This window comes from Virgifigura deserti (genome assembly GCA_003576685.1).
Classification (GTDB): Bacteria; Pseudomonadota; Alphaproteobacteria; order Dongiales; family Dongiaceae; genus Virgifigura; species Virgifigura deserti.
On record QOZR01000023.1, the window covers coordinates 1 to 26129 of the forward strand.

A 26129-nucleotide genomic window follows, 5' to 3' on the forward strand; every position below is an offset into this window, starting at 1 on the left:
CACACCATCGCCGGGGCGAGCCTCGGCTGCGCCGCCGGGGCGGGCCTCGGCGCGCTGTCGACCGCGGCCCTTGCGCCGGCCACGGGCGGCGCCACCCTGGCCGGTGCCGGCTATGCGGCGCTGTTCGGCTGCGGCGCTGGCGCTGTTGCCGGCGCGCAGATCGGCTATCCTCTCGACCATGTCTTCGAGGAAGAGTGATTCCCGGATTCGCCGACGTGGCGGATGAGGCGGCGGCTGTCCCCTGACCATCCCCGTGATCGCCCCCGGCGCGGCGCTCCACGGCGCGACACGGGCCACCGCACGGGTATCCGGCCCCTCCTGGCCACCCTCCTTCTCCTCACCGCCTGTGCATCCGACGAGTTCGAGGTTCCAGAGATTGCCGCGGGCGGCCCGGAAATCCCCTACAAGACCGTCATCGAAGGCATCGAGAACGACAACCTCCGCGAGCTTCTGGCAGCCAGCTCGAGCGCGGTCGAGCTCGAGGACCGCCCGCCGGCCACCTTGACCCTGCTGGAGCACCGGGGCGAACGCGATACCGAACGGCTGCGAACCGTCCTGCGCTCGGAAGGCTATTACGAGGCGGAGGTGGCGGTGGACATCGACGAGAGCACGAAGCCCGTCCGCCTCGTCTACCGGATCGACCGGGGGCCGGCCTTCCGGCTGGAGAGCGTCGAACTGTCGCAAGTCGAGGCGGCCGCAGAGATGCCGGTGCAGCTTCCCGACGCCGCCGACCTCGGCCTGGAGATCAACAGCCGCGCACGCGCCGCCGAGATCGTCGCTGCCCAGGAGAACCTGCTGCGCCGGCTGCAGCAGCAGGGATTTCCCTATCCGACGATCACGGAACGCCAAGTCGTGGTCGATCGGCGAACGCGCAAGGTCCGGGTTTCCTATCGGGTCGATCCCGGCGCCAAGGCCCGCTTCGGCCCGACGACGATCACCGGGTTGCGGGCGGTGGAGGAGCCGTTCGTTCGGGCGCTGATCCCCTGGCAGGAGAACAAGCCTTTCGACATCCGCCGCTTCAACGAGCTGCGCACCGCGCTCCTGGAGACCGGCCTCTTCTCGACGGTGCGGATCCGCGGCGCCGACACCGTGCCCGCGGACGGCGTCCTGCCGGTCGCGATCAGCCTGACCGAGCGCAAGAGCCGGACGGTCACCGCCGGCATCTCCTACCAGACGGAAGAGGGGCCCCGCGTCGAAGCCTCGTGGGAGCACCGCAACCTGTTCGGCCGCGGCGAGGGCCTGCAGATCGGCGCTTCCGTGTCCGCGATCACGATGGCGTTGGAGGCCGGCTTCCGAAAGCCCGCCTTCCTGCGGCCGGATCAAGCGTTGCTCGCCGAGGGGCGCCTTGCCCGGGACGACACGGATGCCTATACCAGCGAAAACGCGCAGACGCAGGTTCTGCTTGAGCGCACATTGCGGCCCGGCATGGTGGCCGCGGCCGGCGTCGGCTTCAAATATGCGCTGGTCGAGGACAAAGGCGACGACGGCGACAAGGATGAGTTCGGCCTGGTCTATCTGCCGGCCCGCTTCCGCTGGGACACCAGCGACGACCTTCTGGACCCGACACGGGGCGGGCGGCTGGCGGCCGATGTCGCACCCTACCAGGATGTCCTGGGCAGCGGCGTCAACTTCGTCCGCGGCTCCGCCGCCTATACACGCTATGTCCAAGTCTTCGACGAGCCGCGGATCGTGCTGGCGGGGCGAGGCGCCGGGGGATCGATCATCGGCTCCGAACGGGACGATATCCCGGCGGACGAGCGCTTCTATGTCGGCGGCGGCGGCTCGGTGCGCGGCTTCAGTTTCCAGGAAGCGGGCGAGCTCGACGATGACGGCGATCCGATCGGCGGGCGGTCTTTCCTGGAGCTCAGCGGCGAGCTGCGGGTCAAGGCGACGGAGACCCTCGGCTTCGTCGCCTTCATCGATGCCGGCCGGGCCTTTTCCACTGTCTATCCCGATTTCGACGAAGAGCTGCTGGTCGGAAGCGGTCTCGGCTTCCGCTATTTCACCCCGATCGGCCCCTTGCGGCTCGACGTCGCGGTTCCGCTCAACCCAAGGGATGCCGATGCCTCGTTCCAACTCTATGTAAGTATCGGACAGGCGTTCTAAGCGGGTGATCATCGGGTGAGAACGGACATTCAGACACACAGCGTCGGCAAGGCGTGAGCCTTGGGCTTTCTCGTCTATCTCCTGCCCATCGTCCTCGCGATCGTCCTCGGCGTGGCACAGTTCGATTTCGGCAAGCGGCAGCTTGCGTGGCTGGTGGAGCTTGGGCTGGCGCCCGGCAACGACGTCGCGTTCGGAGACTTCAGCGGCTCGCCCTTTGACCTTCGGCTGGATGATCTGACCATCCGCGATGCCGAGGGCGTCTGGTTCGACCTGGACGGCTTCCGCTTTTCGTGGGCGCCATCGGCGCTGTTCCGCGGGCGGCTCGCCATCGAGGAACTCAGCGCCTCGAGCCTCACTCTCGAACGCTTGCCTGATGCGGAAACCGCTCCGCCCGAACCGGAGGAACGGAAGCCCTTCGAGATCCCGGGCCTGCCGACAGGCCTGCTCGGCATCGCCGTCGACCGGCTGGCGGTGGAGACACTCACCCTCGGCGCGCCGCTACTGGGCGAGCGGGCGGTGTTCACCGTTGATGGCCGACTCCAGACCACCGATCCGCGCGAGCAGTTCGAGATCGCATTGCGGCTCGACCGGCGAGACGAGCCGACGGCGCGGCTGGCGGCGACAGCGTCGCTCGCCCCGCGCGAGGGGAGCGCGCCGGTCCTGACCGCCGATCTCGAGGCGGAGGAGACGGGTGGCCTCGTCGCAGGTCTCGCCGGCACGCCGCCCGGCACCGACCTTATCCTCAGCCTCAAGGGCGCCGCGCCGGTCACGGATTGGCACGGCCGGCTTGCCGGAGCAGCCGGTGGGCTTGGCCGCGTCGATGCGGATCTGACGTTGCAGGCGGCGGCCGATTTGTCCGCCTTTGCCGTCGCGGCGGACGGAACCCTCGATATCGAGCCGCGGCTGCTGCCGGCGGGCGCGGCCCCGCTGCTCGACCCCGAGACGCGCTTCGCGCTGCGACTGCGGCGCCCGGCAGAGGACGATGCTGGGGGTGATCGCCTTGTCGTCGAGGCGTTCAAGGTCACGACAGGCGCCGCGACGGCGGAAGCCGAGGCGCAGATCGATCTCGCGGCGCAAACTACGGAGGGTACGTTCCACCTGAACGTCCCGGCGCTGAAGGCGTTCGAGAAGCTGGCGAACACCCCGCTCGCCGGCAGGATGGCGGCGTCGGGCCGGTTCTCCGGGCCGCTGCGCCTGCCCGAGCTCACCGTCGATCTGTCCGTCGACGATCTGCAGGCGGCCGGGGTCGCGGCGACGCGGTTTGCCGGCAAGGTGCAGTTCGCGGACCTGGACGAAGCGAGCGAGGAGTCGTCCGGTTTCCGCCTCGACGCCGGCGGCCGGATCGAGGGTCTTGCCGTGGACGGCGCACCGCTGCAGGGCCAGGACGATTTCGTCTGGATGCTGGACGCCGATCTGCCCAAAGGAGGAGCGGTCGACCTTCACCAACTGAGCCTGACGAGCCAGAGCGTCGCGCTCACAGTCGCGGGGCAGCTCGACGGCGAGCGCTTCGGCCTCGACGCGACGGTCGACGTCCTTGATCTGGAGCGGCTCGCGGCCCTGGATCCGGCGGGGGATCTGGCGGAACTGCCGACGGCACCCCGGCTTCATGTCGAGGCGGAGGGCAGCCTGGCGGAGCCGCGCAAGGCGACGGTCAAGGGACAGCTCGACCGACTCGACCCGCTGCCCCCTGCCCTCGCGGCTCTGCTCGGAAACGCGGTCACCTTCGCCGCCGATGCCTCCCTAGCCAATGGCAGCGATCTCACGCTGTCCGATATCACGGTCGACGGGCAGGCGGCCGACCTGACCGCAGAGGCCGCGATCGACCTTGCCGCGAAGGATCTGCAGGCGCGTTTCGGCCTGGCGGTGCCGCGCCTCGCCGTCCTGTCGCCCGCCGTCGCGCCGGACCTTGCCGGCTCGCTACGGATCGACGGAGAGGCCACCGGTCCGCTCGGCAACCCGATGCTGACGGCGACGGCCGACGGCCGGCAACTCGCCCTAGCAGGCCAGCGCTTCGACCAGGCGCTGGCGACCGTTCGAGCCGAGGCCTTGACGGCCGAACCTGAAGGCAAGGTCGATCTTGCACTGACGCGCGGCCAGGACAGAGTTGCCTTGGCGACCGGCTTCGCGCTTCGAAGCGAGCGGTCGGGGAACCAGCAGCTGATCCTGTCGAGCATCGGCTTCGACCCCGGCGTCGACGTCGAGGGCGAGGTGGCGATCGATCTCGGCCGATTCCTCGCCGACGGCGCCTTGCGGATCGAGGCGGCGGATCTGGACCCGCTGACTCGGTTCTTCGGCCTCGAGCTCGGCGGCGGCATCGCGCTGGACCTGCGCCTTGATCCCGAGGACGGCGGGCAACGCCTCGCGGCCGATTTGAGCGGCAGCAACCTGTCCGGCCCGTTCGGTGCGATCGGCCAAGTGACGGTCAGCGCCGATATCCGCAATGCGTTTGCCGATCCCGAAGGACAGGCCGAGATCGCGCTTGCCGATCTGCGGCATGCGGCGGTGCAGGTCGACCGCTTGACGGCCGATCTCCGGGGCAGACCGCAGCGGATCGCCTTCGCCGCGATTGCGAACGGCACGGCGCGCGACCCGTTCGAAGTCGATCTCGCCGGCTCGTTCGCGGCTGCCCCTGATGGAACTTCTGGGCTCGGCACACTGGCCTTGGACCGGCTGGACGGGCGCTATGCCGGAGAGCCGATCTCCCTGGTCCGGCCGGTCACGGTTCGATTGCGCGACGGCGGCCTCGCGATAGACCAACTGTCGATGATGGTGGCCGGGGGGCGGGTTGACGCGTCCGGCGGCTTCAGCCCGAGCAGCATCGATCTGCAGGCGGAAATTGCGGATCTGCCCCTGGCGCTGGCGGAGCGGTTCGGCGGCCCGTCCGCGCTGGGCAGCGCCTCGGCGATGCTGACCGTTACCGGCACGCCGCAGCGGCCGCAGGCCGAGATCGCCGCGACGGCGACCGGCATCGCGTTCGACGATCCGGCCTTCCGCGACGCGCCGTCGCTCGACCTCCACCTCGACGCCGGCTTCCGGGACGAGACGCTGCGGATCGCCTTGCGGGCGTCCCACCTGTTCGAGACGCCGATCACCGCCACGGCGACGATCCCGCTGACGCTGTCGTTGCAGCCCTTTGCCGCATCGGTGCCGCAAAGCGGCGCGCTCGATGGTCGTTTGCGGGCGGAGGCTGAACTGTCCCGCCTCGTTTCGCTGCTGCTGCTCGACGACCAGCGGCTGGATGGTCGGCTGGATATCGACCTGGGCCTGACCGGCACGGTCGCGGCCCCCCGTCTCGACGGCCACGCCCGGATCGCCGATGGCCTTTATCAAAATCTCGCGACCGGAACGGTGCTGGCCGATATCGACGCCGCGCTCGCCGCACAAGGAACCGAGATCACCGTCGAGCGGTTGAAGGCGACGGACGGCGGCAAGGGAACCATCAGCGGCTCGGGCAGGATCGACCTCGCGGCCGTGGACCGCACCGCCGGTGGCGGGTTCCCTTTCACCCTGGATCTGAGATTCGCGAATGCGGTGCTGGTCCGGCTCCCCGAGGGCGTGGCGGAGGCCGGCGGCGCGCTGACCTTCAACGGCAATCTGGGCGGCGACGCCCTGCTCAGCGGCGATGTCTCGGTCGGGCCGGCCGAGATCCGGATTCCAGATCGCCTGCCGCCCTCGGTGGTCGATCTCGACGTGATCGAGATCAGCGAAACCGGCGAGATCATCACCGAGCCGGCGCCAAGCGAAGACCTGCTCGCCGCAGACGCCATAAGCCTCCAGCTCAACGTCAATGCGAGCCGCGTGTTCGTGCGCGGCCGCGGCCTGGAATCAGAGTGGGAGGGCGGCGTGCGGATCGGCGGCACCGCGGCGGCGCCGCAGATCGTCGGGAAGTTGGAGGTGGAGCGCGGGACGATGGATCTCCTCGGCAACCGCCTGAACATAACGCGCGGCATCATCAGCTTCCCGGGCGCCCGGCCGCCCGCGCCGAACATCGACGTCGCGGCGACGTCCGACCTCGGCGACGGCGTCATCGCCGAGGTCGCCGTCCGCGGCGATGCGACCGCACCCGAGCTCGCGATCAGTTCGCAACCGCCGCTGCCGGAGGACGAGGTGCTCGCGCGGCTGCTCTTCGGACGCGATATCGCGAGCATCACGCCGGTCCAGGCGATCAAGCTCGCGGCGGCCGTCAGCACGCTGCGGGGGGGCGGCGGTCTCGACCTGGTCGGAGAGGCACGCAACCTCCTCGGCGTCGATGTGCTCGACCTGCGGACCACGGAGCGGGCGCCGACGGTGGCCGAGGACGGAACCGAGGAACCGGGCGGCACGACGACGAGCGTCGCGGTCGGCAAGTACCTGACGGACGATATCTTCGTCGAGTACGAGCAGGGCCTCGGGCGCGAAGATGAGGGTGGTGCGGTATCGGTCGAGATCGAGGTCACGCCGAACATCACCATCGATACGGAGGTCGGGGCGAATTCCCAGACCGGCGCCGGCATCAAATGGCGATACGATTATTAGGCCGTATATTCGTGAGAAGGGCCAAGGTCAGCAGGCGCACGACCAGGTCTGCTTCACCGTCAGCGTTTCGCATCATCCCTGCGCCACGCCGCAGGGGGGACGCCATACTCACGTCTGAATGCTCGATTGAAAGCAGCTTCGGACTCGTAGCCGACTTCATAGGCGATGCGCGCGATGGCATCGACCGTTTCTCTGAGCAGCATGGAAGCGTGTACCAACCTCTGCCGGGCAAGGTAGCGCATGGGTGGTTCGCCGACGATCCGTGTGAAGCGCTCTGCGAACGCAGAGCGGGAGAGGCCGATCTCCCCGGCAAGATCTTCTGTGGTCCAGCGTCGGGTCATCTGACCATGAAGGAGGCCCAGTGCGCGCCCGACGATTGGATCATGCATGCCTGCCGCCCAGGCGCTGCGGTCGGGCGGTTGCGTGGCAAGATATCGGCGCACTGCCTCCATGAACAGGAGCTCGGCAAGTTTGGCGAGGATCGCCGGTGACTTGACATTGCCCTCGGCCAGTTCCTTCGCGGCAAACCGAAAGGAGCTCTCTATCCAATTCCCGGATGCACCATCCGCGACATGGAGCTTCAGGACGCTCGGCAGCATCGCGATTAGGGTGTTGTATGGCATATCGTTGCCTAAGAACCCGCAGAGAATATGGGTTCGCTCTCCGCCGCCTCCGTGAACGATTTGCGCCAGCCCGCCATCCGGGTTGGGCCTGATCAGGTGTTCGGCGCTGACGGGCCGAAGATTCAAAGCACTACCGATGACGTGATGATCGTTGCGCGGCAACACAACGATCTCGCCGCGCTGGACAGGGACCGGGGTCTGGCCGCTGACCTTGAGCAAAAGCCGTCCTGCCGTGACGTAGTGATAGGCGATGATCTGACGCGGCTGGGACATGAACGGTGCGCAATCCTCCGGCCCCACCTGTGCTGTCACGCACCAGGGCGCGGTGAATTCGGCGTCGAGAAAGACGCCGCCCGTGAGGCGCATGGCGCGCAGCATGTCCGAGATAACGTCCATCATCCAAGTTCATTGCAGCTTCGGCGGATCGGTCAAACGTTCCGGCGCCTCACTCATTCTCGCCGTTTCTCCGCAGGTCTAGCTTAGCACCGAAGCTGAAGATCCGGCAGTCGTTGTCGAAGACGATCAATGTCCTCAAGATGCCGACCGGATCAGCCTGCAAGTAACCGGAGGAGAAACCCAGTCATGATAACCGACAAGCAGGACAATGCACTCTCAGGTGCGACAGCCGAGGCTGCCGACCTGTTCGACCAGGCCATCGAGATGTTCAACATCTATCGCGGCGATCCCGTCGCCATACTGGATCGTGCAGTCGAGGCCGCCCCTGAGTTCGCGATGGCGCATATTCTGAAGGCCCATCTGCTCGGCCTCGCGACGGAACCGGAGGCGACGAAGGAGGCGAAGGCCATCCTTGGCAAGGTGAAGACATTGCGCCTCTCGGACCGGGAAGCCTCCCATATTGCCGCGCTCGACCTGCTCGTCGCGGGGCGGTGGACGGCCGCCGCCGTGGCTCTGGACCGACACAACGCGCTCTATCCACGCGACATCGTGGCGCTCCAGTCCGGCCATCTCATGGATTTCTTCCGCGCCAGTGCCCGCGATCTGCGGGACCGTATCGCGCGGGTGCTGCCGATATGGTCGCCCGACATGCCGGGCTACCCGATCCTGCTCGGGATGCACTCATTCGGGCTCGAAGAAACCGGCGACTATGCGCGGGCCGAAGAAGCCGGTCGCCGGGCGGTCGAATTGCAACCGCTCGATTGCTGGGCGCACCACGCCGTTGCCCACGTGATGGAGATGCAGGGGCGTGTCGAAGACGGTATTGGCTGGATGATCGCGCGCGAGCCCTATTGGTCCGGCGACGATAATTTCTTCAAGGTCCACAACTGGTGGCACCGCGCGCTCTATCACTTGGACCTCGGGCAGACCGACGAGGTTCTGGCGCTTTACGACGGACCGATCCGGCAGGACCGCAGCACTGTCGCGATCGACCTCGTCGATGCCTCAGCGCTCCTCTGGCGGCTCAACCTCTCGGGCTACGATGTCGGGGAGCGCTGGAACGAGGTAGCGACGACCTGGGACAGCCACGCGGATGGGCGGACCTATCCGTTCAATGACTGGCATGCCGTGATGGCTTACCTCGGCGCGGGCCGGGACAGCGACGTTGACCGGATTATCGCCACATATCGAAACAACGGCGGCGACACGTCCGAAGTTGCCGAATGGGCGCGGCGAACCTCATTGCCTCTGGTCGAAGGGTTCGCGGCGTTCTGGCGGGGCGACTACCAGACCGCGACCGATCGCCTCCACGGTGCGCGATTCATCGCCAACAGCTTCGGCGGGAGCCACGCACAGCGCGACATCATCGACTGCACACTGACCGAGGCAGCGGTTCGTGGTGGGTTCAGCAAGCTGGCCGAAGCGCTCTCCAACGAGCGACTGGCGTTGAAGCCTCACAGTCCGGTCAATCGCAGCTTCTTGTCGCGTAGCCGGGACGGTGCGGTATCGAGCAAGAGAGCGGCCTGAGTTTGCCGGTCGTCCCGCCGCCTCCGTTCTCTGGCGGCGGGACGTGACTGGTTCGCGGTAATCGGTCGGCCGTCAAGGCGACGGCTCCGAGACATCACCGGCACTGTCAACCCGCTGAGACTGGAGGACTGACCATGGACCGTCTGGCAATCGTCGTGCGCGACGACGCATACGACAAGATCCTCACGCCTTTGACCTTTGCCTACACCCAGGCCCGAAAGGGCGTGAAAGTCGACATGCTCTTCCTGCTATGGGCGGTGAGAGCCCTGACCAGCGAAGGCGCTGCCTCGCTCGCCATTGAGGGCCGGCACAAGGATGACGCCGAGTGGCTGCACGCCCGCATGACGGCGGACGGTGAGCCGACGGAGATCGAGGAGTTCCTGAAGCTTCTCCTCGGCACCGGCAATGTGCGTCTCTACGGTTGCCGCTATGCGGCGCAGACATTCGAGGTTGACGCTTCGGACCTTATCGCGGGGGTAGACGGAATCGTCGACCCCGGGTGGTTCCTGACCGAGAAGGCGATGACGGCGGACCATTGTCAGTATTTCTGAAGTGCCGCTTCGGGAAGGCACCGTGCTCTGATTCAGATAACTGGCGACTGATCCGGTCACATCGATTCGATGTGACCGGATCAGGCCCCAAGCGGCGCGGACTCCGCCGCGGACGCGGATTCGGGCGGCAGCAGCCGTTCTTCGCGCGGCGTCTTGCCGAAGAACTCGCGGTAGCACTTTGAGAAGTGAGAGGCCGAGACGAAGCCGCAGGCGAGCGCCACGTCGAGCACCGACATGTCGGTCTGCAGCAGCAGCAGCCGCGCTCGATTGAGGCGCAGCTCGAGATAATATCGCGTCGGCGTGCGACGGAGATATTTGCGGAACAGCCGCTCGAGCTGCCGGCTCGACAGATCGACCGCGTCAGCGAGATCAGCCCGGCTGATCGGTTCTTCCAGGCTTCCCTCCATCTGGCGGATCACGGCCACCAGCTTCGGATGCCGGATGCCGAGACGCGCCGGCAGGGCCATGCGCTGCTGGTCGTGACGGTCGCGCATGCGCTCGTGGATGAACTGGTCGGAGACGGCGGCGGCCAGTTCGTGGCCATGCTGCAGGGCGATCAGATGCAGCATCATGTCGAGCGCGGCGGTTCCGCCCGAGCAGCTGAACCGCTTGCGGTCGATCTCGAACAGCTCCGAGGTGGCGTTCAGATCGGGAAAGGCCTCCATGAAGCTGGACAGGTTCTCCCAATGGAGCGTGAAGCGATAGCCATCGAGCAGACCGGCGCGGGCCAGAATATAGCTGCCGAGCGAAATGGCGCCGATATCGGTCCCCTGGCGGTCGAGCCGCCGCAGCCAGGAGAACACCGCCTTGTCGGCATAGAGATGCGCGTCGATTCCGGCGCAGACGACGAGAGTGGAGAACCGGGGCGCATCGGCGATGGAGGCTTCCGGCACGACCGCGATTCCGTTGCTCGCCGCCACGGGCGCGCCGTCCTTGGACAGGATATGCCAGCTATAGAGCTGGCGACCGCTCATCCGATTGGCGCTGCGCAGCGGCTCGATCGCCGACGAAAATCCCATCATCGCGAACTGCGGGACGACGAAGAAGGCGATACGCTGCGGAAGCTCTGAAGGTACGCTTCCGAACATGGGTGACCGGATTACCCTCACTCCGTGGATTGGGCGGGAATGGCGCATGAGCATAATCGATGTCGCGCCGGGGACAAGATGCTTGCATCGGGCGCGCGGTTTTGGTCGACATCGGGAAATGGAGGGCTGGTCATGCGGATTCTCGTTGCGGCAGTCGGGCGCGCCAGGGCCGGACCGGCGCGCGACTTGGTCGAGGCCTATCGGCGGCGGATCGCCTGGCCGTTGGAGATCAAGGAGGTGGAGGAGCGACGTCGCCTCTCGGCGGAGGAGATGAAGGCTCGGGAGGGCGAACTGCTCCTCGGTGCCTTGCCGAAGCGGGAGGCCCGGGTCGTCGCGCTCGACGAGCGCGGCAAGATGTTGTCCAGCACCGAGTTCGCCGATCTGCTGGGCCGCTGGCGCGACCAGGGTGTGGCCGAAATCGCCTTCCTGATCGGCGGAGCCGATGGCCTAGAGTCGACGGTCACGGCGCGCGCCGATCTGGTTCTGTCGCTCGGCCGGATGACCTGGCCGCACCTTCTGGTCCGCGGGCTCCTGGCGGAGCAGCTTTACCGGGCGCAGCAGATCCTCGCCAACCACCCCTATCACCGGGAGTGAGAACAGGGTATCCTGCCGGCCGATTTGGGGATTTGTTAACCCTTTAGAAGCGGCTAACCATTTCTATATATCCCGCATGAGCGAGAAACAGAACCGCCGCCCCGTCGTCCTCTGCATCCTCGACGGGTGGGGCCACAGCGACGTCGAGAAAGACAACGCGATCCGTCTGGCGAAGACGCCGACATGGGATCGACTGATGCGCGGCTCTCCGCATTCGCTGATCGACGCCTCCGAGACTTTTGTCGGACTGCCCTCCGGCCAGATGGGAAATTCCGAGGTCGGTCATATGAATCTCGGCGCCGGACGCGTCGTCCTGCAGGACCTTCCGCGGATCGACAAGGCGATCGCCTCGGGCGCATTGGCCGCGAATCCGCGACTTCACGCGTTCATCGACCGGCTGAAGCAGTCCGGCGGCACCTGCCATCTGATGGGTCTGATGTCGCCCGGCGGCGTGCATTCCATGCAGACGCATATCGTGGCGCTCGCCCGGATCGTCGCCGAAGCCGGGGTTCCGATCGCCGTGCACGCCTTTCTCGACGGGCGCGACACGCCACCTTCGAGCGCGCGCGGCTATATGGAAGAGTTTCTCGCGGTGACGCGGGACCTGCCGGGACTCGCCGTCGCCACCGTCGACGGCCGCTACTACGCGATGGACCGCGACAAGCGATGGGACCGGACGCAGCTTGCCTATGACGCGATCGTCGACGGGCGGGGCGAGGAGGCGGCCGATCCCCTGTCGGCGATCGATGCCGGCTATGCCCGCGGCGAAACCGACGAGTTCGTCCGGCCGACGGTCATCGGCGAGTATCGCGGAATGGCAGACGGCGACGGCGTGCTGATGGCAAACTTCCGGGCCGACCGCGTCCGTCAGCTGCTCGGCGCGCTGCTCGATCCCGACTTCGACGGCTTTGCCCGCAGCCGGCCGCTCAAGCTCGCCGCAGCCGCCGGCATGACCGAGTATTCGACGACGCTCAATCCCTATCTTCTGACGCTGTTCCCGCCGGAGTCGCTGCGCCACGTCATGGGCGCGGTGCTGGCGGAAGCGGGGCTCACGCAGCTGCGAATCGCCGAGACGGAGAAATACGCCCACGTCACCTTCTTCTTCAATGGCGGCGAAGAGACCCTGTTCCCGGGCGAGGAGCGGATCCTGGTCCCGTCGCCCAAGGTGGCGACCTATGACCTGAAGCCGGAGATGTCGGCTTTCGAGGTGACCGACCGCCTGGTCGAGGCAATCGACAGCGGCCGGTTCGACTTCGTCGTCGTGAATTACGCCAACACCGACATGGTCGGCCACAGCGGCAATCTCGACGCCGCGATCAAGGCGGTCGAGGCCGTCGACCGCTGCCTCGGCCGGCTGGTGGAGGCGGTGACCCGCGCCGGCGGCACGATGCTGATCACGGCCGATCATGGCAACGCCGAAACCATGCGGAACCCCGACACCGGAGAGGTGCAGACGGCCCACACGCTGAATCGCGTTCCCGCGGTTCTGGTCAATCCGCCGGCCGGTATTTCGACCCTGGCGGATGGCGCGCTTGCCGACGTCGCACCGACCCTGCTGGAGCTGCTCGGGCTGCCGAAGCCGCGAGAGATGACCGGCCAGTCCCTGATCGCCGAAGCCGCGGAGTCCGGCGATCGCGATGCGGCTCGCGAGCGGCGTGCCTCGGTCTAGGACAGCCCCCCTGACCCGGTTCTTGATCCGGCGAGCGGATCCACGCGGCGCTTGGACGCGAGGCGGACCCCTCGCCGTCTCTGCGATTCTCTCCGCATTGTTCATCGCCGCCAATGCGCAGGCCCAGGAAACTCCCCGGAGGCAAGCCAGGGAAGGCGGCGAAAGGCTTGAGCGGATCGAGCGCGACCTCGAAGCCGACCGGAACCGCGTCGAGACGCTCAAGAGCCAAGCGGCGGCGCTGGCCGAGGAGATCGCCGCGCTTCGCGCCGAGATGATCGCCGCGGCGGGGGCGGCACAGGATTACGAGGAAGAGGTTTCGCAGCTCGAAGACAGCCTGGCCGTGGTCGAGAAGAGGGAGCGCGAGAAAAGCGCCGCCCTGGACCGACGCCGGTCGCAGCTTTCACAAGCCCTTGCGGCGCTGCAGCGTTTGGCGCTGCAACCGCCGGAGGCGCTGATCATCGGACCGGACTCGCCGATCGACACGGTACGCAGCGCCATGCTGCTGAAGGTTGCCGTGCCGGCGCTGCAAACGCAGGCGACGGCGCTGCAGCAGCAGCTCGGCGAGCTCCGCGACCTCCGGGAACAGGCCGAGCAGAAGCGCAAGAAGATGGCGGTCGCGGTCGCGGCGCTCGAGGCCGAGAACGACCGCATCGCCGCGCTGATCGAACGCAAGCACGCGTTGCGGCAGACCACCGCGAAAAGCGAGGCGGCCGCAGCCGAGCGGGTCGCCGCGCTGGCCCGCGAGGCGGAGAATCTGCGCGACCTGATCGCCCGGCTGACGGCGAAGCCACCGCCCAGGAAGCCGACCCAGACGGCGATGCTGTTTCCCGTGCCCCCCCCGCCGCCGCGCTTGGCGCCCGACACCGCAGAGCCGGCCGCAGTGATGCGCCTGCCGACTCCGGAGACGATCCGGACGTTTCCCGCGGAGCAGGCCAGCCTGACCATGCCGGCCCGCGGCGAGCTGGTGACCCTGTTCGACGAAACCTCCAGCGTCGGGTTGACCAGCAAGGGTGTCCGGATCGCGACCCGCGAGCAGGCGCAGATCGTTGCCCCCTTCGATGGGCAGGTCGTGTTCCGCGGGCCGTTTCGCGGTTATGGGGAAATCTTGATCCTGGAACACCGCGGAGGCTATCATAGTCTACTTGTCGGATTAGGCCGAACCGATGCCGAGGTAGGGCAATGGCTGCTCGCCGGCGAACCGGTGGGCATTATGGGCCCGGCAATGGACGGCAGCCCGGAACTCTATCTGGAACTGCGCCACGACGGCGAACCGATTAATCCTTTGCCATGGCTGAAGACCCGCGATAGCGAGGTAGAATGAGAAAGATGCGTAAATTCCAAATGGCGGCCGCTGCCGCAACGCTCGTCTTGATACTCCCCTTCGTCGGTACGGCGGAAAACAACTCGGAAACCTACCGGCAACTCAACCTGTTCGGCGATGTCTTCGAGAAGGTCCGCGCCGACTATGTCGAAGAGGTCAGCGACAAGGAACTGATCGAAGCCGCGATCAACGGCATGCTGACATCGCTCGATCCGCATTCGAGCTATCTCAATGCCGACAATTTCGACGATATGCGGTCGCAGACGAAGGGCGAGTTCGGCGGGCTCGGCATCGAGGTCACGATGGAGGAGGGCCTGGTCAAGGTCGTCTCTCCGATCGACGACACGCCCGCCTCGCGGGCCGGCCTCCAGCCGGGCGACCTGATCACCCACCTCGACGGGGAGGCGGTGATGGGGCTCAGCCTCGCCGACGCCGTCGACAGGATGCGCGGACCGGTCGATTCCGCCATCACGCTGACCATCCGGCGCGGTGAGGAAGAACCGTTCGAGGTCTCGATAACGCGGGCGATCATCACGGTCCAGTCTGTGCGTTCGCGGCTGGAAGGCGATATCGGCTATATCCGCATCACCAACTTCAACGAACAGACCGACATCGGGCTGGAAGAGGCGGTGCGCACACTGGAGGAGGAATCCGGCGGCAAGCTCGACGGAGTCGTGCTCGATTTGCGCAACAATCCCGGCGGTCTTCTGGACCAGGCGGTCGCGGTGTCCGACGCCTTCCTGAACAAGGGCGAGATCGTGTCGACGCGGGGGCGCACGGCCGACGAGGCCCAGCGCTTCAACTCCGAGGACGGCGATCTCATCAATGGCTTGCCACTGGTGGTTCTCATCAATGGCGGCTCCGCCTCGGCCTCGGAGATCGTGGCCGGCGCGCTGCAGGATCATGGCCGCGCGATCATTCTCGGCATGGAGTCCTTCGGCAAGGGCTCGGTGCAGACGATCATTCCGGTTCCCGGACATGGCGCCATCCGCCTGACCACGGCGCGCTACTACACGCCGTCGGGCCGATCAATCCAGGCCAAGGGGATCAAGCCGGACATCGTCGTCGCACAGGCACGGATCGAGCCCATCGAGCAGGGGATGATCCGGCATGAGGCGGACCTTCGCGGCGCGCTGGAGAATGAGAACGCGCCGACGACGGAACCGGACGCCGCCGCGACTCCGCCGGAGGACTCGGGCGCGGAGGGCGCGGATGGTGAAGCGGCTGGCCCGCAGGACTACCAGTTGGCGCGCGCGCTCGACCTGTTGCGCGGTCTTGCCCTGATCACGGCCAAGTCGTCGGTGAACTAGCACGCGAACCGACGCCTACCGGACAGCCGTGCCGCTGCGCCTTTCTCACCCGTGGTGAGCCAGCCGCCCCAAGCAACGCGCCGGGGCGGCTGGGGGGCGCTGATTTGCGCGCTTCTGATTCTGGCCGTTGTCGGCGTTGCCGCCGCGTGGCTCCGCTATACCGGGGAGCTCGTCCCATTGCTCTCCGCCACGCCGCAGGTCGAGGTCGCGCTGCCGCCCCTGGACGAGATTCCGCTGGAGACGGCCGAGCTGGAGGAAGCGCCGGCCCAAATAACGGTCCCTAAGGCAACAGCCTCTGAGGCGGCCGCCCCAGAGGCAGCTGTCCCTGAGGCCGAAAAGGCAGAGACGCAATTACCGGTCGCGGCGGTCGAACCACCGATGGCGTCCGACAAGCAAGCACAAGAGCCGGTCGTGATCCCGGCGGCACCGGCGCTTCCGATCGCCGAGCAGGCTTCCGCCGAAGCGGCCGAACCCCCGCCGGCGCCCGGGAGCGCGGTCGAACAGGCGCCGGTCGAGCAAGCCGATATGGGACCGCAAGTGGCCGCGGCCACCTTGCGCGGCGTCGCCCCACCCGGCGTCGCATTGCCGGCCTGGCAGCGTTTCGCCCGGCCGTTCGAGGCGGACAATACACGGCCGCGGATCGCCGTGATCGTCGCCGAGCTCGGGCTCAGCGAGGGAGCGACGCGGGCGGCGATCCAGCGGCTGCCGGTGAACGTGACGCTGTCCTTCAGCCCCTACGCCCGGAACCTGCAGGAATGGATCGACACCGCACGGGCGGACGGGCATGAGGTGATGCTCGACCTTCCCATGGAGCCGGTCAGCTTCCCGCGCGACGATCCGGGACCGAAGGCGCTGCTCACCTCGCTGTCAGTGGCGGAGAACCGGGCCCGTCTCACCGGAATCCTGGATCAGGCAGAGGGCTATGTCGGCGTCGTGCCCTGGATGGGCTCGCGCTTCACGACGTCTGCGGAAGACCTGCGGCCGATTCTTCGGTCTCTCGGCGATCGCGGCTTGATGTTCGTCGATCCGCGCGTCGCACCAGGCAGCGTCGCCGCACGCGTCGCCCGCGAGGCGGAGGTACCGCGGGCGATCAATGACAGGTTCCTGGATCATGAGGCCTCCCGGGTTGCGATCGACGGCCGCCTCATGCAGATCGAACATCAGGCCCGCACGACCGGATTCGCCGTCGCGATGGCCTCGCCCTATCCCATCACCATCGAGAGCCTCGACCAATGGGTGCGGACGCTCGACCGTAAAGGCTTGGTCCTGGCGCCGGTCTCGGCGCTCGCCGACCAGCAGGAGGAGCAATGAACGCACCCTTGCCTTCACCGGAAAACATCGCCCAACTGCCCTATCGCCGCGGCGTCGGCATCATGATGCTCAATCGGCAGGGTCAGGTATTTGTCGCGCGGCGAATCGATACGAGCACCGAAGCCTGGCAGATGCCGCAGGGCGGCATCGACGGAGACGAAACGCCCGAGGTCGCCGCCCGCCGGGAGCTTCTGGAGGAAACGGGAACGGACCATGTGGAATTGCTGGGCGAAAGCCGCAACTGGCTGCGCTACGATCTGCCGCTGGACCTGGTGCCACTGGTCTGGGGCGGGTGCTTCCGCGGCCAGGAGCAGAAATGGTTCCTGTTCCGCTTTACCGGCGAAGACAGCGACATCGACATCAACACGGCGCAGCCGGAGTTCGCCGACTGGCGATGGATCGAGATCGAGGAACTGCCGCGCCTGATCGTGCCGTTCAAGCAGCAGCTCTATCTCGACCTCGTCGACGAATTCCGATATCTGGTCGGACAATATCGGAAGGAGACATGAACTCATGCGCAATAGACTGACCGCACACGACATCGCCCCCGAACTGCTACGGTCCCTGACCTCCTGCGTCCTTAAGACCGACAAGGGCGACATCACGATCGAACTGTTCCCGGAGGAGGCCCCGAACACTGTGGCCAACTGGCACAAGCTGGCGAGCGAGGGGTTCTATGACGGCCTCAGCTTCCACCGGGTGATCCCCGGCTTCGTCGCGCAGGGCGGCTGTCCCGAGGGTACGGGCACCGGCGGCCCCGGCTGGCACATCGCCTGCGAGACCGAAGGCAACCCGCACAAGCACAAGCAAGGCGCGCTGTCGATGGCCCATGCCGGGCGCGACACCGGCGGCTCGCAGTTCTTCCTGGTTCTCGATCCGCAGCCGCATCTCGACGGGCGGCACACGGTCTTCGGTCAGGTGACGGACGGTATCGACGCGATGCTGTCGCTGGAGCAGGGCGACCGCATTCTCGGGATCGACTTCAAGAATTGATGCGGAAGCCGCAGGGTTTCAAGCGCCCCCTCACCCGACCCTCTCCCCCTGAAGGGGGCGAGGGCTTTCTCTTCTCCCTCGCCCCGCTTGCGGGCTTTGCCCGCCACTTTTTGAGTCTGCCGGCGAAGCCGACGAGGAGAGGGTCGGGGTGAGGGGCAGTGCCGACGCCGAACGGTGATCGGCGTAATCTCAAGCGCCGGCGCGTGCGAGGCGTTGGCTGCGGCTTGTCAGAAAGCGATAGACGAACCGGCTTAGTGTCGCGTTGACGCGGCCATGCGGCTTCAGCCCGACGGCTTTCAAGACCATGGCGACCCCGCGCGTGACATGCTGCGGCCGGTAGAAGCCGTAAGCGCGCCGGGCATAGGCACGGCTATAGCGCTTGCGGTCATAAGACGCGGACGGCTCGTTGGTCGCGTAATAGGCGTAGGCGAGCTCGTCATCCTCAGACTCGGTGATCCGGGTGAGCGCCACCAGGAGACGGCGCAGCGCGCCGACCTTCTCGAGGTCGAGATAGCGCTTCAGATGGACATAGAACAGCTTGTAGTGGCGCAGCTCGTCGGCGGCGATATTGCGGCAGATCTCCTTGAGGACGGGCTCGTCCGTCGCCTCCATCAGCGCCGTGTAGTAGGAGCTCGTCCCCGTCTCGACGATGCACCGGGCGACAAGCTCGCCGCTGCGCGAGCCGCGGATCGAGCGATCGGCATCGACCACGATCTTATATCCGTCGGTGAAGCGCCGGAAACAGGCGTCGAAATCGAAATCCGGATCAGCGAGCGCCGCCCAGCGGGCAAGCGCCGCACCGTGCTGCACTTCCTCGACCGCCCAGTCGCGCGCCGCGGCCTGGAACTGCGGATCGTCGTGGAAGACGTTGCAGAGATAGGTGGCGTAGTCGCCGCCGTTCGCCTCGACCATGCTGGCCGCCTTGACGACCTTGACGATCTCCGGATCAACCCGGGACGCGTCGAAGCGCCCCCAAGGGATATCCTCCAGCGTCCAATGCTTCATGATGCCCCGCGATCTTTTGCCGTATTCTGGAATGATCGGCCGGCTCATGCAAGGGGGGCGGCTAAAGTACTTTCTCCTGCCGTTTCAACACGTTAACCCTCAAAAGGGTGGGCAGAAGCGGTCAGTAGACCGTCCCCTCCATCGCCGCCAGCTTGGCTTCGGCGACGGTGATCCGGGTTTCGGCGGCGGCGCGATCGCCATCGTCTTTGGCGTCGGCAAGGTCGTTGCGCGCCTCGCGCATCTGCGTGTCGATGGCGCCGCGATCGAGCTGGCCGACGGGCATCGCCTCCTCGGCGAGGACCGTGCAGCGCTCGGGCGTTACCTCGGCGAAGCCGCCGGCGATGAACAGCCGCTCGGTGACCTGGCCGCCATCGAACACCGCGATGACGCCCGGCCGGATCGTCGAGACGAACGGAGCATGACCGGGAAGGACGCCAAAGTCGCCCTCGGCGCCCGGCAGCACGATCATCTCGACCGGTTGCGACAACAGCAGCCGCTCCGGCGCGACGAGTTCGAACTGAATCTGATCGGCCATGCTCGCTATGTCCCCTTAAGCGGCTTCGGCCGCCATCTTCCGCGCCTTCTCGATCGCCTCGTCGATCGTGCCGACCATGTAGAAGGCCGACTCCGGCAGATCGTCATACTCGCCGGCGACGATGCCCTTGAAGCCGCGGATCGTTTCTTCGAGGCTGACCAGCACGCCCGGCGAGCCGGTGAAGACCTCGGCGACGTGGAAGGGCTGCGACAGGAAGCGCTGGATCTTCCGGGCGCGGGCGACGGTCAGCTTGTCGTCCTCGGACAGCTCATCCATGCCGAGAATGGCGATGATGTCCTGCAGCGACTTGTAGGTCTGCAGCACGCGCTGCACGTCGCGGGCGACCTGATAGTGCTCTTCTCCGACGACGCGCGGGTCGAGAATGCGGCTCGTAGAGTCGAGTGGATCGACCGCCGGGTAGATGCCGAGCTCGGCGATCTGCCGCGACAGCACGGTCGTCGCGTCGAGATGGGCGAAGGAGGTAGCGGGCGCCGGGTCGGTCAGGTCGTCGGCGGGCACGTAGATGGCCTGCACCGACGTGATCGAGCCCTTCTTCGTCGTCGTGATCCGCTCCTGCAGCGCGCCCATGTCGGTCGCCAGCGTCGGCTGATAGCCGACGGCCGAGGGAATGCGGCCCAGAAGCGCCGACACCTCGGAGCCCGCCTGGGTGAAGCGGAAGATGTTGTCGACGAAGAACAGCACGTCCTGCCCCTCCTCGTCGCGGAAGTACTCGGCGAGGGTCAGGCCGGTGAGGCCGACGCGGGCGCGGGCGCCCGGCGGCTCGTTCATCTGGCCATAGACCAGCGCCGCCTTCGACTCGGCGCCGTCCTCGAGCCGGATGACCTTCGATTCGATCATCTCGTGATAGAGGTCATTGCCCTCGCGGGTGCGCTCGCCGACGCCGGCGAACACGGAATAACCGCCATGCGCCCGGGCGACGTTGTTGATCAGTTCCATGATCAGAACGGTCTTGCCGACGCCGGCGCCGCCGAACAGGCCGATCTTGCCGCCCTTCGCATAGGGCGCCAGGAGATCGACGACCTTGATGCCGGTGACCAGGACCTCGGCCTCGGTCGACTGCTCGACGAACTCGGGCGCCGGCCGGTGGATCGGATACTGCATCTTGGTATTGACGGGGCCGCGCTCGTCGATCGGCTCGCCGATCACGTTGATGATGCGGCCGAGCGTCTCCGGCCCGACGGGAACGGAAATCGGCGCGCCCGTGTCGACCGCCTGCTGACCGCGGACGAGGCCGTCGGTCGAGTCCATGGCGACGGTGCGCACCGTGCTCTCGCCGAGATGCTGCGCCACTTCCAGCACCAGGCGGTTGCCATGGTTTTCGGCATGCAGCGCGTTCAGGATCGCCGGCAGCTCGCCCTCGAACTGCACGTCGACGACGGCGCCCAGCACCTGCGTGATTTTACCGACAATGTTCTTTGCCATGATGACGTCCTCCTGACCTGATCGGCCCCGGCGATCCGGGACCGGGTCTCTTCCCGTGTTACACTGCCTCGGCGCCGGAGATGATCTCGATCAGCTCCTTGGTGATGGTGGCCTGGCGCGTGCGGTTGTAGGTGATGCTGAGCTTGTTGATCATATCGCCGGCGTTCCGCGTGGCGTTGTCCATCGCCGTCATCCGAGCGCCGTGTTCGCTAGCCGCATTCTCAAGCAGAGCCTTATAGAACTGCACCGCCAGATTGCGCGGCAGCAGCTCGCTCAGGATCTCCTCCTCGCTCGGCTCGTACTCGTAGAACGGCCGCTCGCCGCCGGCATTCGCCGCGCCGGCCGCAGGTTCCGGCTGGGCGAAGGGAATCAGCTGCTGGACCGTGACGATCTGGGTGATGGCCGACTTGAACTGGTTGTAGATCACCGTGCAGACGTCGAACTCGCCGGCCTCGAACATCTCCAGCACGCGATGGGCGATCATGTCCGCCGCGTCGAAGCCGAGCCGCGGTCGCCCGACATCCTCGATCGTGCCGATGATCAGCTTGCCGAAATCGCGTCGCAACTGATCGCGGCCCTTGCGGCCAACGCAGAGGATTTTGACTTGCTTGCCCTGACCCAACAGATCGCGAATCACCCGACGCGCGCCGCGCGCGATCGATGAATTGAAGGCGCCGCACAACCCCCGGTCGGAGGTCATGACAACGACCAGATGGACGGTATCGGCGCCGGTGCCGGCCAGCAGCGGTGATGCCCCTTCCTGTCCGGCCATGCCGCCGGCAAGCGAGCTCAGCACCCGCTCCATCCGCTCGGCGAAGGGGCGAGCCGCCTCGGCCTGCTCCTGGGCCCGACGCAGCTTCGCCGCCGCGACCATCTTCATGGCCGCAGTGATCTTCTGCGTCGACTTCACGCTGTTGATGCGGTTCTTAAGGTCCTTGAGGCTTGGCATGCCGCGCGGTTCCGGAGATTGTCAGAGATTAGACCAAGGCTTGAGCGGTACCCCGCTCAGGCGAAGGTCCTGGCGAAACTGTCGAGGGCCGACTTCAGCTTGCCCTCGGTCTCCTCCGACAGAGCCCGTTCCCGCCGGATCGCCTCGAGGATTCCGCCATGGTTGGCGCGGATCTCCGACAGCATCGCGGCCTCGAACCGGTTCACGTCGTCGACCTTCACGGAATCGAGATAGCCGCGCACCCCGGCGAAGATGGAAACGACCTGCTCCTCCACCGGCATCGGCGAGAATTGCGGCTGCTTCAGAAGCTCCGTCAGGCGTGCGCCCCGGGCCAGCAGCCGCTGCGTCGCCGCGTCGAGATCCGACGCGAACTGCGCGAAGGCCGCCATCTCGCGATACTGCGCCAGTTCCAGCTTGATGCGGCCGGCGACCTGCTTCATCGCCTTGATCTGCGCGGCCGAGCCAACGCGGCTAACCGACAGGCCGACATTGATGGCCGGCCGAATGCCCCGATAGAACAGCGCGGTCTCGAGGAAGATCTGCCCGTCCGTGATCGAGATCACGTTGGTGGGGATATAGGCCGACACGTCGCCCGCCTGGGTTTCGATGATTGGGAGCGCGGTCAGCGAGCCGCTGCCATGCTCCGCGTTCATCTTGGCGGCGCGCTCCAGCAGCCGTGAATGCAGATAGAAGACGTCTCCCGGATAGGCCTCACGCCCCGGCGGGCGGCGCAGCAGCAGCGACATCTGGCGATAGGCGACCGCCTGCTTCGACAGATCGTCATAGATGATCACCGCATGGGTGCCGTTGTCGCGGAAGAACTCGCCCATCGCGCAACCGGCATAAGGCGCCAGGAACTGCAGCGGCGCCGGCTCGGAGGCGGTGGCGGCGACGACGATGGAGTATTCGAGCGCGCCGTTGTCTTCGAGCGTCTTGACGATCTGGGCGACGGTCGATCGCTTCTGCCCGACGGCAACATAGATGCAGTAGAGCTTCTTCGACTCGTCGTCGCCGGCATTGACGCCGCGCTGGTTCAGGATGGCGTCGATCGCGACCGCGGTCTTGCCAGTCTGGCGGTCGCCGATGATCAGCTCGCGCTGGCCGCGCCCGACCGGCACCAGGGCGTCGATCGCCTTCAGGCCCGTCTGCACCGGCTCATGCACCGACTGCCGCGGGATGATGCCGGGCGCCTTGACCTCGACGCGCTGGCGGGTGACATCGGTGAGCGGCCCCTTGCCGTCGATCGGGTTGCCGAGCGCGTCGACGACGCGGCCGAGCAGCCCGCGGCCCACCGGCACGTCGACGATGGCACCGGTCCGCTTGACGGTGTCGCCTTCCTTGATGTCACGGTCGGAGCCGAAAATCACGACACCGACATTATCGGTCTCGAGGTTCAGCGCCATACCGCGGATGCCGCCAGGAAACTCCACCATCTCGCCGGCCTGGACATTGTCGAGGCCGTAGACGCGGGCGACGCCGTCACCCACCGAGAGCACCTGACCGACCTCGGCGACGTCGGCCTCGGTTCCGAAATTCTCAATCTGCTGCTTGAGGATCGCGGAGATTTCCGCGGCGCGGATTTCCATTATCCGACCCCTTTCATGGCGATTTGCAGTCTCTGCAGTTTGGTTCTCAAGGAGCTGTCGATCATGCGGCTGCCGACCTTGACGATCAGCCCGCCGATCAGGCTCCGATCCACGCTCAGGTCGACGGCGACCTTGCCCCCGACCACCCGCCGCAGGGCTTCGGTAACGGCCTGCTGCTGGGCGTCGGACAGAGGATGCGCCGACGTCACCTGCGCCGTCACCTCGCCGCGGCGCGAGGCCAGCTGGGCGAGATAGGCGTCGATCATGTCGGCAAGCACGAACAGCCGCCGGTTCTCGGCGACGAGGCCGACGAAGCGGCGGACCAAGTCCCCGGTGCCGGCCTTCTCCAGCAGCGCCGACATCGCGCGGCCCTGCTCCTCGCGCGATAGGACCGGGCTGCGCAGCAGCCGATCCAACGCCTCGCTTTCGGAAATCATCGACTTCAGGGCAGAAAGATCGGCCGCGACCGAGTCCAGCTCTTTCTTCTCATCCGCCAAGTCAAACAGCGCCGCGGCATATCGCGCCGCAAGCCCGCCTGGGCCGTTGCCTCGGGCTGCCACCTCGAACCGCCTCCGCCTTCTTGTTGAACGCGCCCCCGTTTCGAGGACGCGACGACCAAAGAATCCCAAAGAAAACCCTGGGCGCGGGATAGCCCGTCGCCGCAAGGCGAGCGGTGTTTAACACAGGAGGCGGGGCGTTGCAACCGGAGCCGACACAGCCGATCGCCGCATCCGGGACCGGTGTCGGCGTCACTCGAAAATCGCCTCGTCAGAGGAAGCTGTAGGGATCGATGTCGACCTGGAGGCGGACATTTGCGGGTAGCCTGAGTCCGTCCAGCCATTGCCGGATCAGCGCCTGCGGCGACTGGTCGCGGCGGCATTTCAGGAGCAATCGGCGCCGGTGCCGGCCGCGCAGGATGGCGAGCGGCGCCGGCGCCGGTCCCAGCACGAGGACGCCATCACCATGCGGCGCTATGCGGCCGAGCACCCGCGCCGCCGCGTCGACGCTTTCGGGGTCGGGACCGGACAGGATCAGAGCAGCGAGGCGCCCGAAGGGCGGCATGCCGGCATGACGGCGGTCCTCCGCCTCGTTCTCGAGGAAGCGGTCGCGGTCGCCGGAGATCAGCGTCCGCATCACCGGATGTTGCGGATCGTAGGTCTGCAGAAGCACCCGGCCGGGCCGCTCCGCCCGACCGGCGCGGCCGGCGACCTGGTGCAGGAGCTGGTATGTCCGCTCGGCGGCGCGGAGATCGCCGCCATGCAGCCCGAGATCGGCATCGACGATGCCGACCAGGGTGAGCAGGGGAAAGTGGTGCCCCTTGGCGACGATCTGAGTGCCGATCAGCAGGTCCACCTCATGCGCCTGCATCCGCCGCACGACCTCCGCCGCCGACAAGGGCCCGGTGATCGTGTCGCTGGTCATGACCACGACCCGGGCCTGCGGGAAGAGCGCCGCCACCTCCTCCGCCAGGCGCTCCACCCCGGGCCCGCAGGGCGCGAAGCGGCCGGGCGCGGCGCAGGAGGGGCATTCGGTGGGCAGGGGCGTCATGAAGCCGCAATGATGGCACTGCAGCCGGCCGCTCAGCCGGTGCTCGACCAGCCAGGCGGTGCAGTTCGGACATTGCAGCCGATGACCGCAGGCCCGGCACAGGGTCAGCGGCGCGTAGCCGCGGCGGTTCAGGAACAGCATCGCCTGCTCCCCCGCCGCAAGGGTTTCGATCACCGCCTGCCGCAGGGTCGGCGAGAGCCAACTCTGCCGTGGCGGCGGGTCGACGCGCATATCGACCGCGACGATCTCCGGCAGGCTGGCTCCGGCATGCCGGTCGGGCAGATGCAGCGCCCGATAGCGCCCCGCCGCGACGTTCTGGACCGTCTCCAGCGACGGCGTCGCCGAGACCAGGACGATCGGCATGGCGGCGAGATGCGCGCGGACGACGGCCATGTCGCGGGCCTGATAGATGACCCCATCCTCCTGCTTGAAGGCGCCGTCATGCTCCTCGTCGACGACGATCAGGCCGAGATCCGGGAAGGGCAGGAACAAGGCGGAGCGAGCACCGACGACGACGCGCACCTGGCCCTTTGCGATCGCCCGCCAGGCGACCCGGCGCTCGGCCGCGGTCAGGTCGGAATGCCAGACCGCCGGGCGGGCCCCGAACCGCGCCTTGAAGCGGTCGAGCCATTGCGCGCTGAGGGCGATTTCGGGCAACAGCACCAGGACTTGGCGGCCGGCCCGCAACGCGGCCGCGATCGCCTCGAAATAGACCTCGGTCTTGCCCGAGCCCGTAACGCCATCGAGCAGGATGGCACTGTACGCCGCCGCTTCCACCGCGGCGGTCAGCGCCGCTGCCGCGCTTGCCTGGGGCAGGGCCAATGTCGGGCCGTTGTGCTCGCCGTCAGGGGTAGCGAAGGCCGGCGGGGGCGGCAGCGCGACCGGCGTCAGCAGCCCGGCCTCGGCCAAGCCCTTGACCACGCCGACGCCGACGCCGGCCGCGCGGGCGATCTCGACGGCCGACCGCGGCGGCTCGCCGGCCAGCGCATCGATCACCCGCTGCCGGGCAGGCGTCAGGCGGACGCCGCGCGCGGCGGGATCGCCCTCGGCCAGGCGCAG

21 protein-coding genes are annotated in these 26129 nt (G+C 67.1%); 12 read left to right on the top strand and 9 right to left on the bottom strand.

All coding sequences use genetic code 11. The annotated features are described in order from the left end of the window. The 3 genes from DT069_RS24035 to DT069_RS24045 form a co-directional block, all read left to right on the top strand. Positions 1-198: hypothetical protein (locus DT069_RS24035; RefSeq protein WP_425450515.1), on the top strand; the 198-nt coding region annotated here is incomplete at its 5' end. Between the two features lie 24 nt (positions 199-222). Beyond that, positions 223-2106, top strand: coding sequence for an autotransporter assembly complex protein TamA (locus DT069_RS24040; protein ID WP_119462887.1), 1884 nt, complete (start codon positions 223-225; stop codon positions 2104-2106). A gap of 60 nt (positions 2107-2166) precedes the next feature. Continuing rightward, entirely contained in the window at positions 2167-6621 is a 4455-nt protein-coding gene (locus DT069_RS24045) for a translocation/assembly module TamB domain-containing protein (RefSeq protein ID WP_119462888.1), read from the top strand. A gap of 59 nt (positions 6622-6680) precedes the next feature. On the opposite strand, the gene DT069_RS24050 is transcribed toward DT069_RS24045, so the two are convergent. Further along, positions 6681-7643 carry an AraC family transcriptional regulator gene (locus DT069_RS24050; RefSeq protein ID WP_119462889.1) on the bottom strand — a complete coding sequence of 321 codons (963 nt, stop codon included), beginning with the start codon at positions 7641-7643 and terminating at the stop codon, positions 6681-6683. A 183-nt stretch (positions 7644-7826) separates the two neighbouring features. Here DT069_RS24050 and DT069_RS24055 point away from each other — a divergent pair, with 183 nt between their 5' ends. Together DT069_RS24055 and DT069_RS24060 are read left to right on the top strand one after the other, a co-directional pair. Further along, positions 7827-9167, top strand: a complete 1341-nt coding sequence (locus DT069_RS24055) for a tetratricopeptide repeat protein (protein WP_119462890.1) — start codon at positions 7827-7829, stop codon at positions 9165-9167. 134 nt (positions 9168-9301) lie between these two features. Further along, on the top strand, positions 9302-9718 hold the full coding sequence (locus tag DT069_RS24060; protein WP_119462891.1) for a DsrE family protein: 417 nt from the start codon (positions 9302-9304) through the stop codon (positions 9716-9718). 80 nt (positions 9719-9798) lie between these two features. On the opposite strand, the gene DT069_RS24065 is transcribed toward DT069_RS24060, so the two are convergent. Further along, complete coding sequence (locus tag DT069_RS24065) at positions 9799-10806, bottom strand: GlxA family transcriptional regulator (RefSeq protein WP_119462892.1); 1008 nt, start codon at positions 10804-10806, stop codon at positions 9799-9801. A gap of 132 nt (positions 10807-10938) precedes the next feature. Between DT069_RS24065 and rlmH the strand changes: the two genes are divergently transcribed. The 7 genes from rlmH to DT069_RS24100 all read left to right on the top strand — a co-directional run bounded on the left by rlmH (position 10939) and on the right by DT069_RS24100 (position 18004). Next, the gene (gene rlmH / locus DT069_RS24070; RefSeq protein ID WP_119462893.1) at positions 10939-11400 is read left to right on the top strand and encodes a 23S rRNA (pseudouridine(1915)-N(3))-methyltransferase RlmH; all 462 of its coding nucleotides are present in this window, start codon (positions 10939-10941) and stop codon (positions 11398-11400) included. Positions 11401-11476: 76 nt separating this feature from the next. Then, the gene (gene gpmI / locus DT069_RS24075; RefSeq protein ID WP_119462894.1) at positions 11477-13069 is read left to right on the top strand and encodes a 2,3-bisphosphoglycerate-independent phosphoglycerate mutase; all 1593 of its coding nucleotides are present in this window, start codon (positions 11477-11479) and stop codon (positions 13067-13069) included. Positions 13070-13166: 97 nt separating this feature from the next. Then, entirely contained in the window at positions 13167-14390 is a 1224-nt protein-coding gene (locus tag DT069_RS24080; RefSeq protein WP_162913429.1) for a murein hydrolase activator EnvC family protein, read from the top strand. 5 nt (positions 14391-14395) lie between these two features. After that, a complete protein-coding gene (locus DT069_RS24085) occupies positions 14396-15700 on the top strand; it encodes a S41 family peptidase (protein WP_119462906.1) in 1305 nt (434 codons plus the stop codon). A gap of 54 nt (positions 15701-15754) precedes the next feature. After that, entirely contained in the window at positions 15755-17011 is a 1257-nt protein-coding gene (locus tag DT069_RS24090) for a divergent polysaccharide deacetylase family protein (protein ID WP_162913430.1), read from the top strand. Continuing rightward, on the top strand, positions 17008-17520 hold the full coding sequence (locus tag DT069_RS24095; protein ID WP_119462897.1) for an RNA pyrophosphohydrolase: 513 nt from the start codon (positions 17008-17010) through the stop codon (positions 17518-17520). Before DT069_RS24090 ends, DT069_RS24095 begins: the two co-directional genes overlap by 4 nt. 4 nt (positions 17521-17524) lie before the next feature. Further along, complete coding sequence (locus DT069_RS24100; RefSeq protein WP_119462898.1) at positions 17525-18004, top strand: peptidylprolyl isomerase; 480 nt, start codon at positions 17525-17527, stop codon at positions 18002-18004. A gap of 189 nt (positions 18005-18193) precedes the next feature. Here DT069_RS24100 and DT069_RS24105 read toward each other — a convergent pair whose 3' ends face one another. From DT069_RS24105 to DT069_RS24135, 7 genes are all read right to left on the bottom strand, one after another. Then, on the bottom strand, positions 18194-19009 hold the full coding sequence (locus DT069_RS24105; protein ID WP_162913431.1) for a ferritin-like domain-containing protein: 816 nt from the start codon (positions 19007-19009) through the stop codon (positions 18194-18196). A 121-nt stretch (positions 19010-19130) separates the two neighbouring features. After that, complete coding sequence (locus DT069_RS24110; RefSeq protein WP_119462900.1) at positions 19131-19544, bottom strand: F0F1 ATP synthase subunit epsilon; 414 nt, start codon at positions 19542-19544, stop codon at positions 19131-19133. 15 nt (positions 19545-19559) lie between these two features. Continuing rightward, positions 19560-20987, bottom strand: coding sequence for a F0F1 ATP synthase subunit beta (atpD, locus tag DT069_RS24115; protein WP_119462901.1), 1428 nt, complete (start codon positions 20985-20987; stop codon positions 19560-19562). Positions 20988-21045: 58 nt separating this feature from the next. Further along, a complete protein-coding gene (locus DT069_RS24120) occupies positions 21046-21936 on the bottom strand; it encodes a F0F1 ATP synthase subunit gamma (RefSeq protein WP_119462902.1) in 891 nt (296 codons plus the stop codon). 56 nt (positions 21937-21992) lie between these two features. Next, entirely contained in the window at positions 21993-23522 is a 1530-nt protein-coding gene (gene atpA, locus DT069_RS24125) for a F0F1 ATP synthase subunit alpha (RefSeq protein ID WP_119462903.1), read from the bottom strand. Next, positions 23522-24082 (bottom strand): F0F1 ATP synthase subunit delta, encoded by a 561-nt coding sequence (locus DT069_RS24130; RefSeq protein ID WP_119462904.1) that lies wholly within the window; start codon positions 24080-24082, stop codon positions 23522-23524. The genes atpA and DT069_RS24130 overlap by 1 nt, the downstream gene beginning before the upstream one ends. 208 nt (positions 24083-24290) lie before the next feature. After that, positions 24291-26129 (bottom strand): primosomal protein N' (locus tag DT069_RS24135; RefSeq protein WP_119462905.1); only part of this gene is annotated, 1839 nt, incomplete at its 5' end.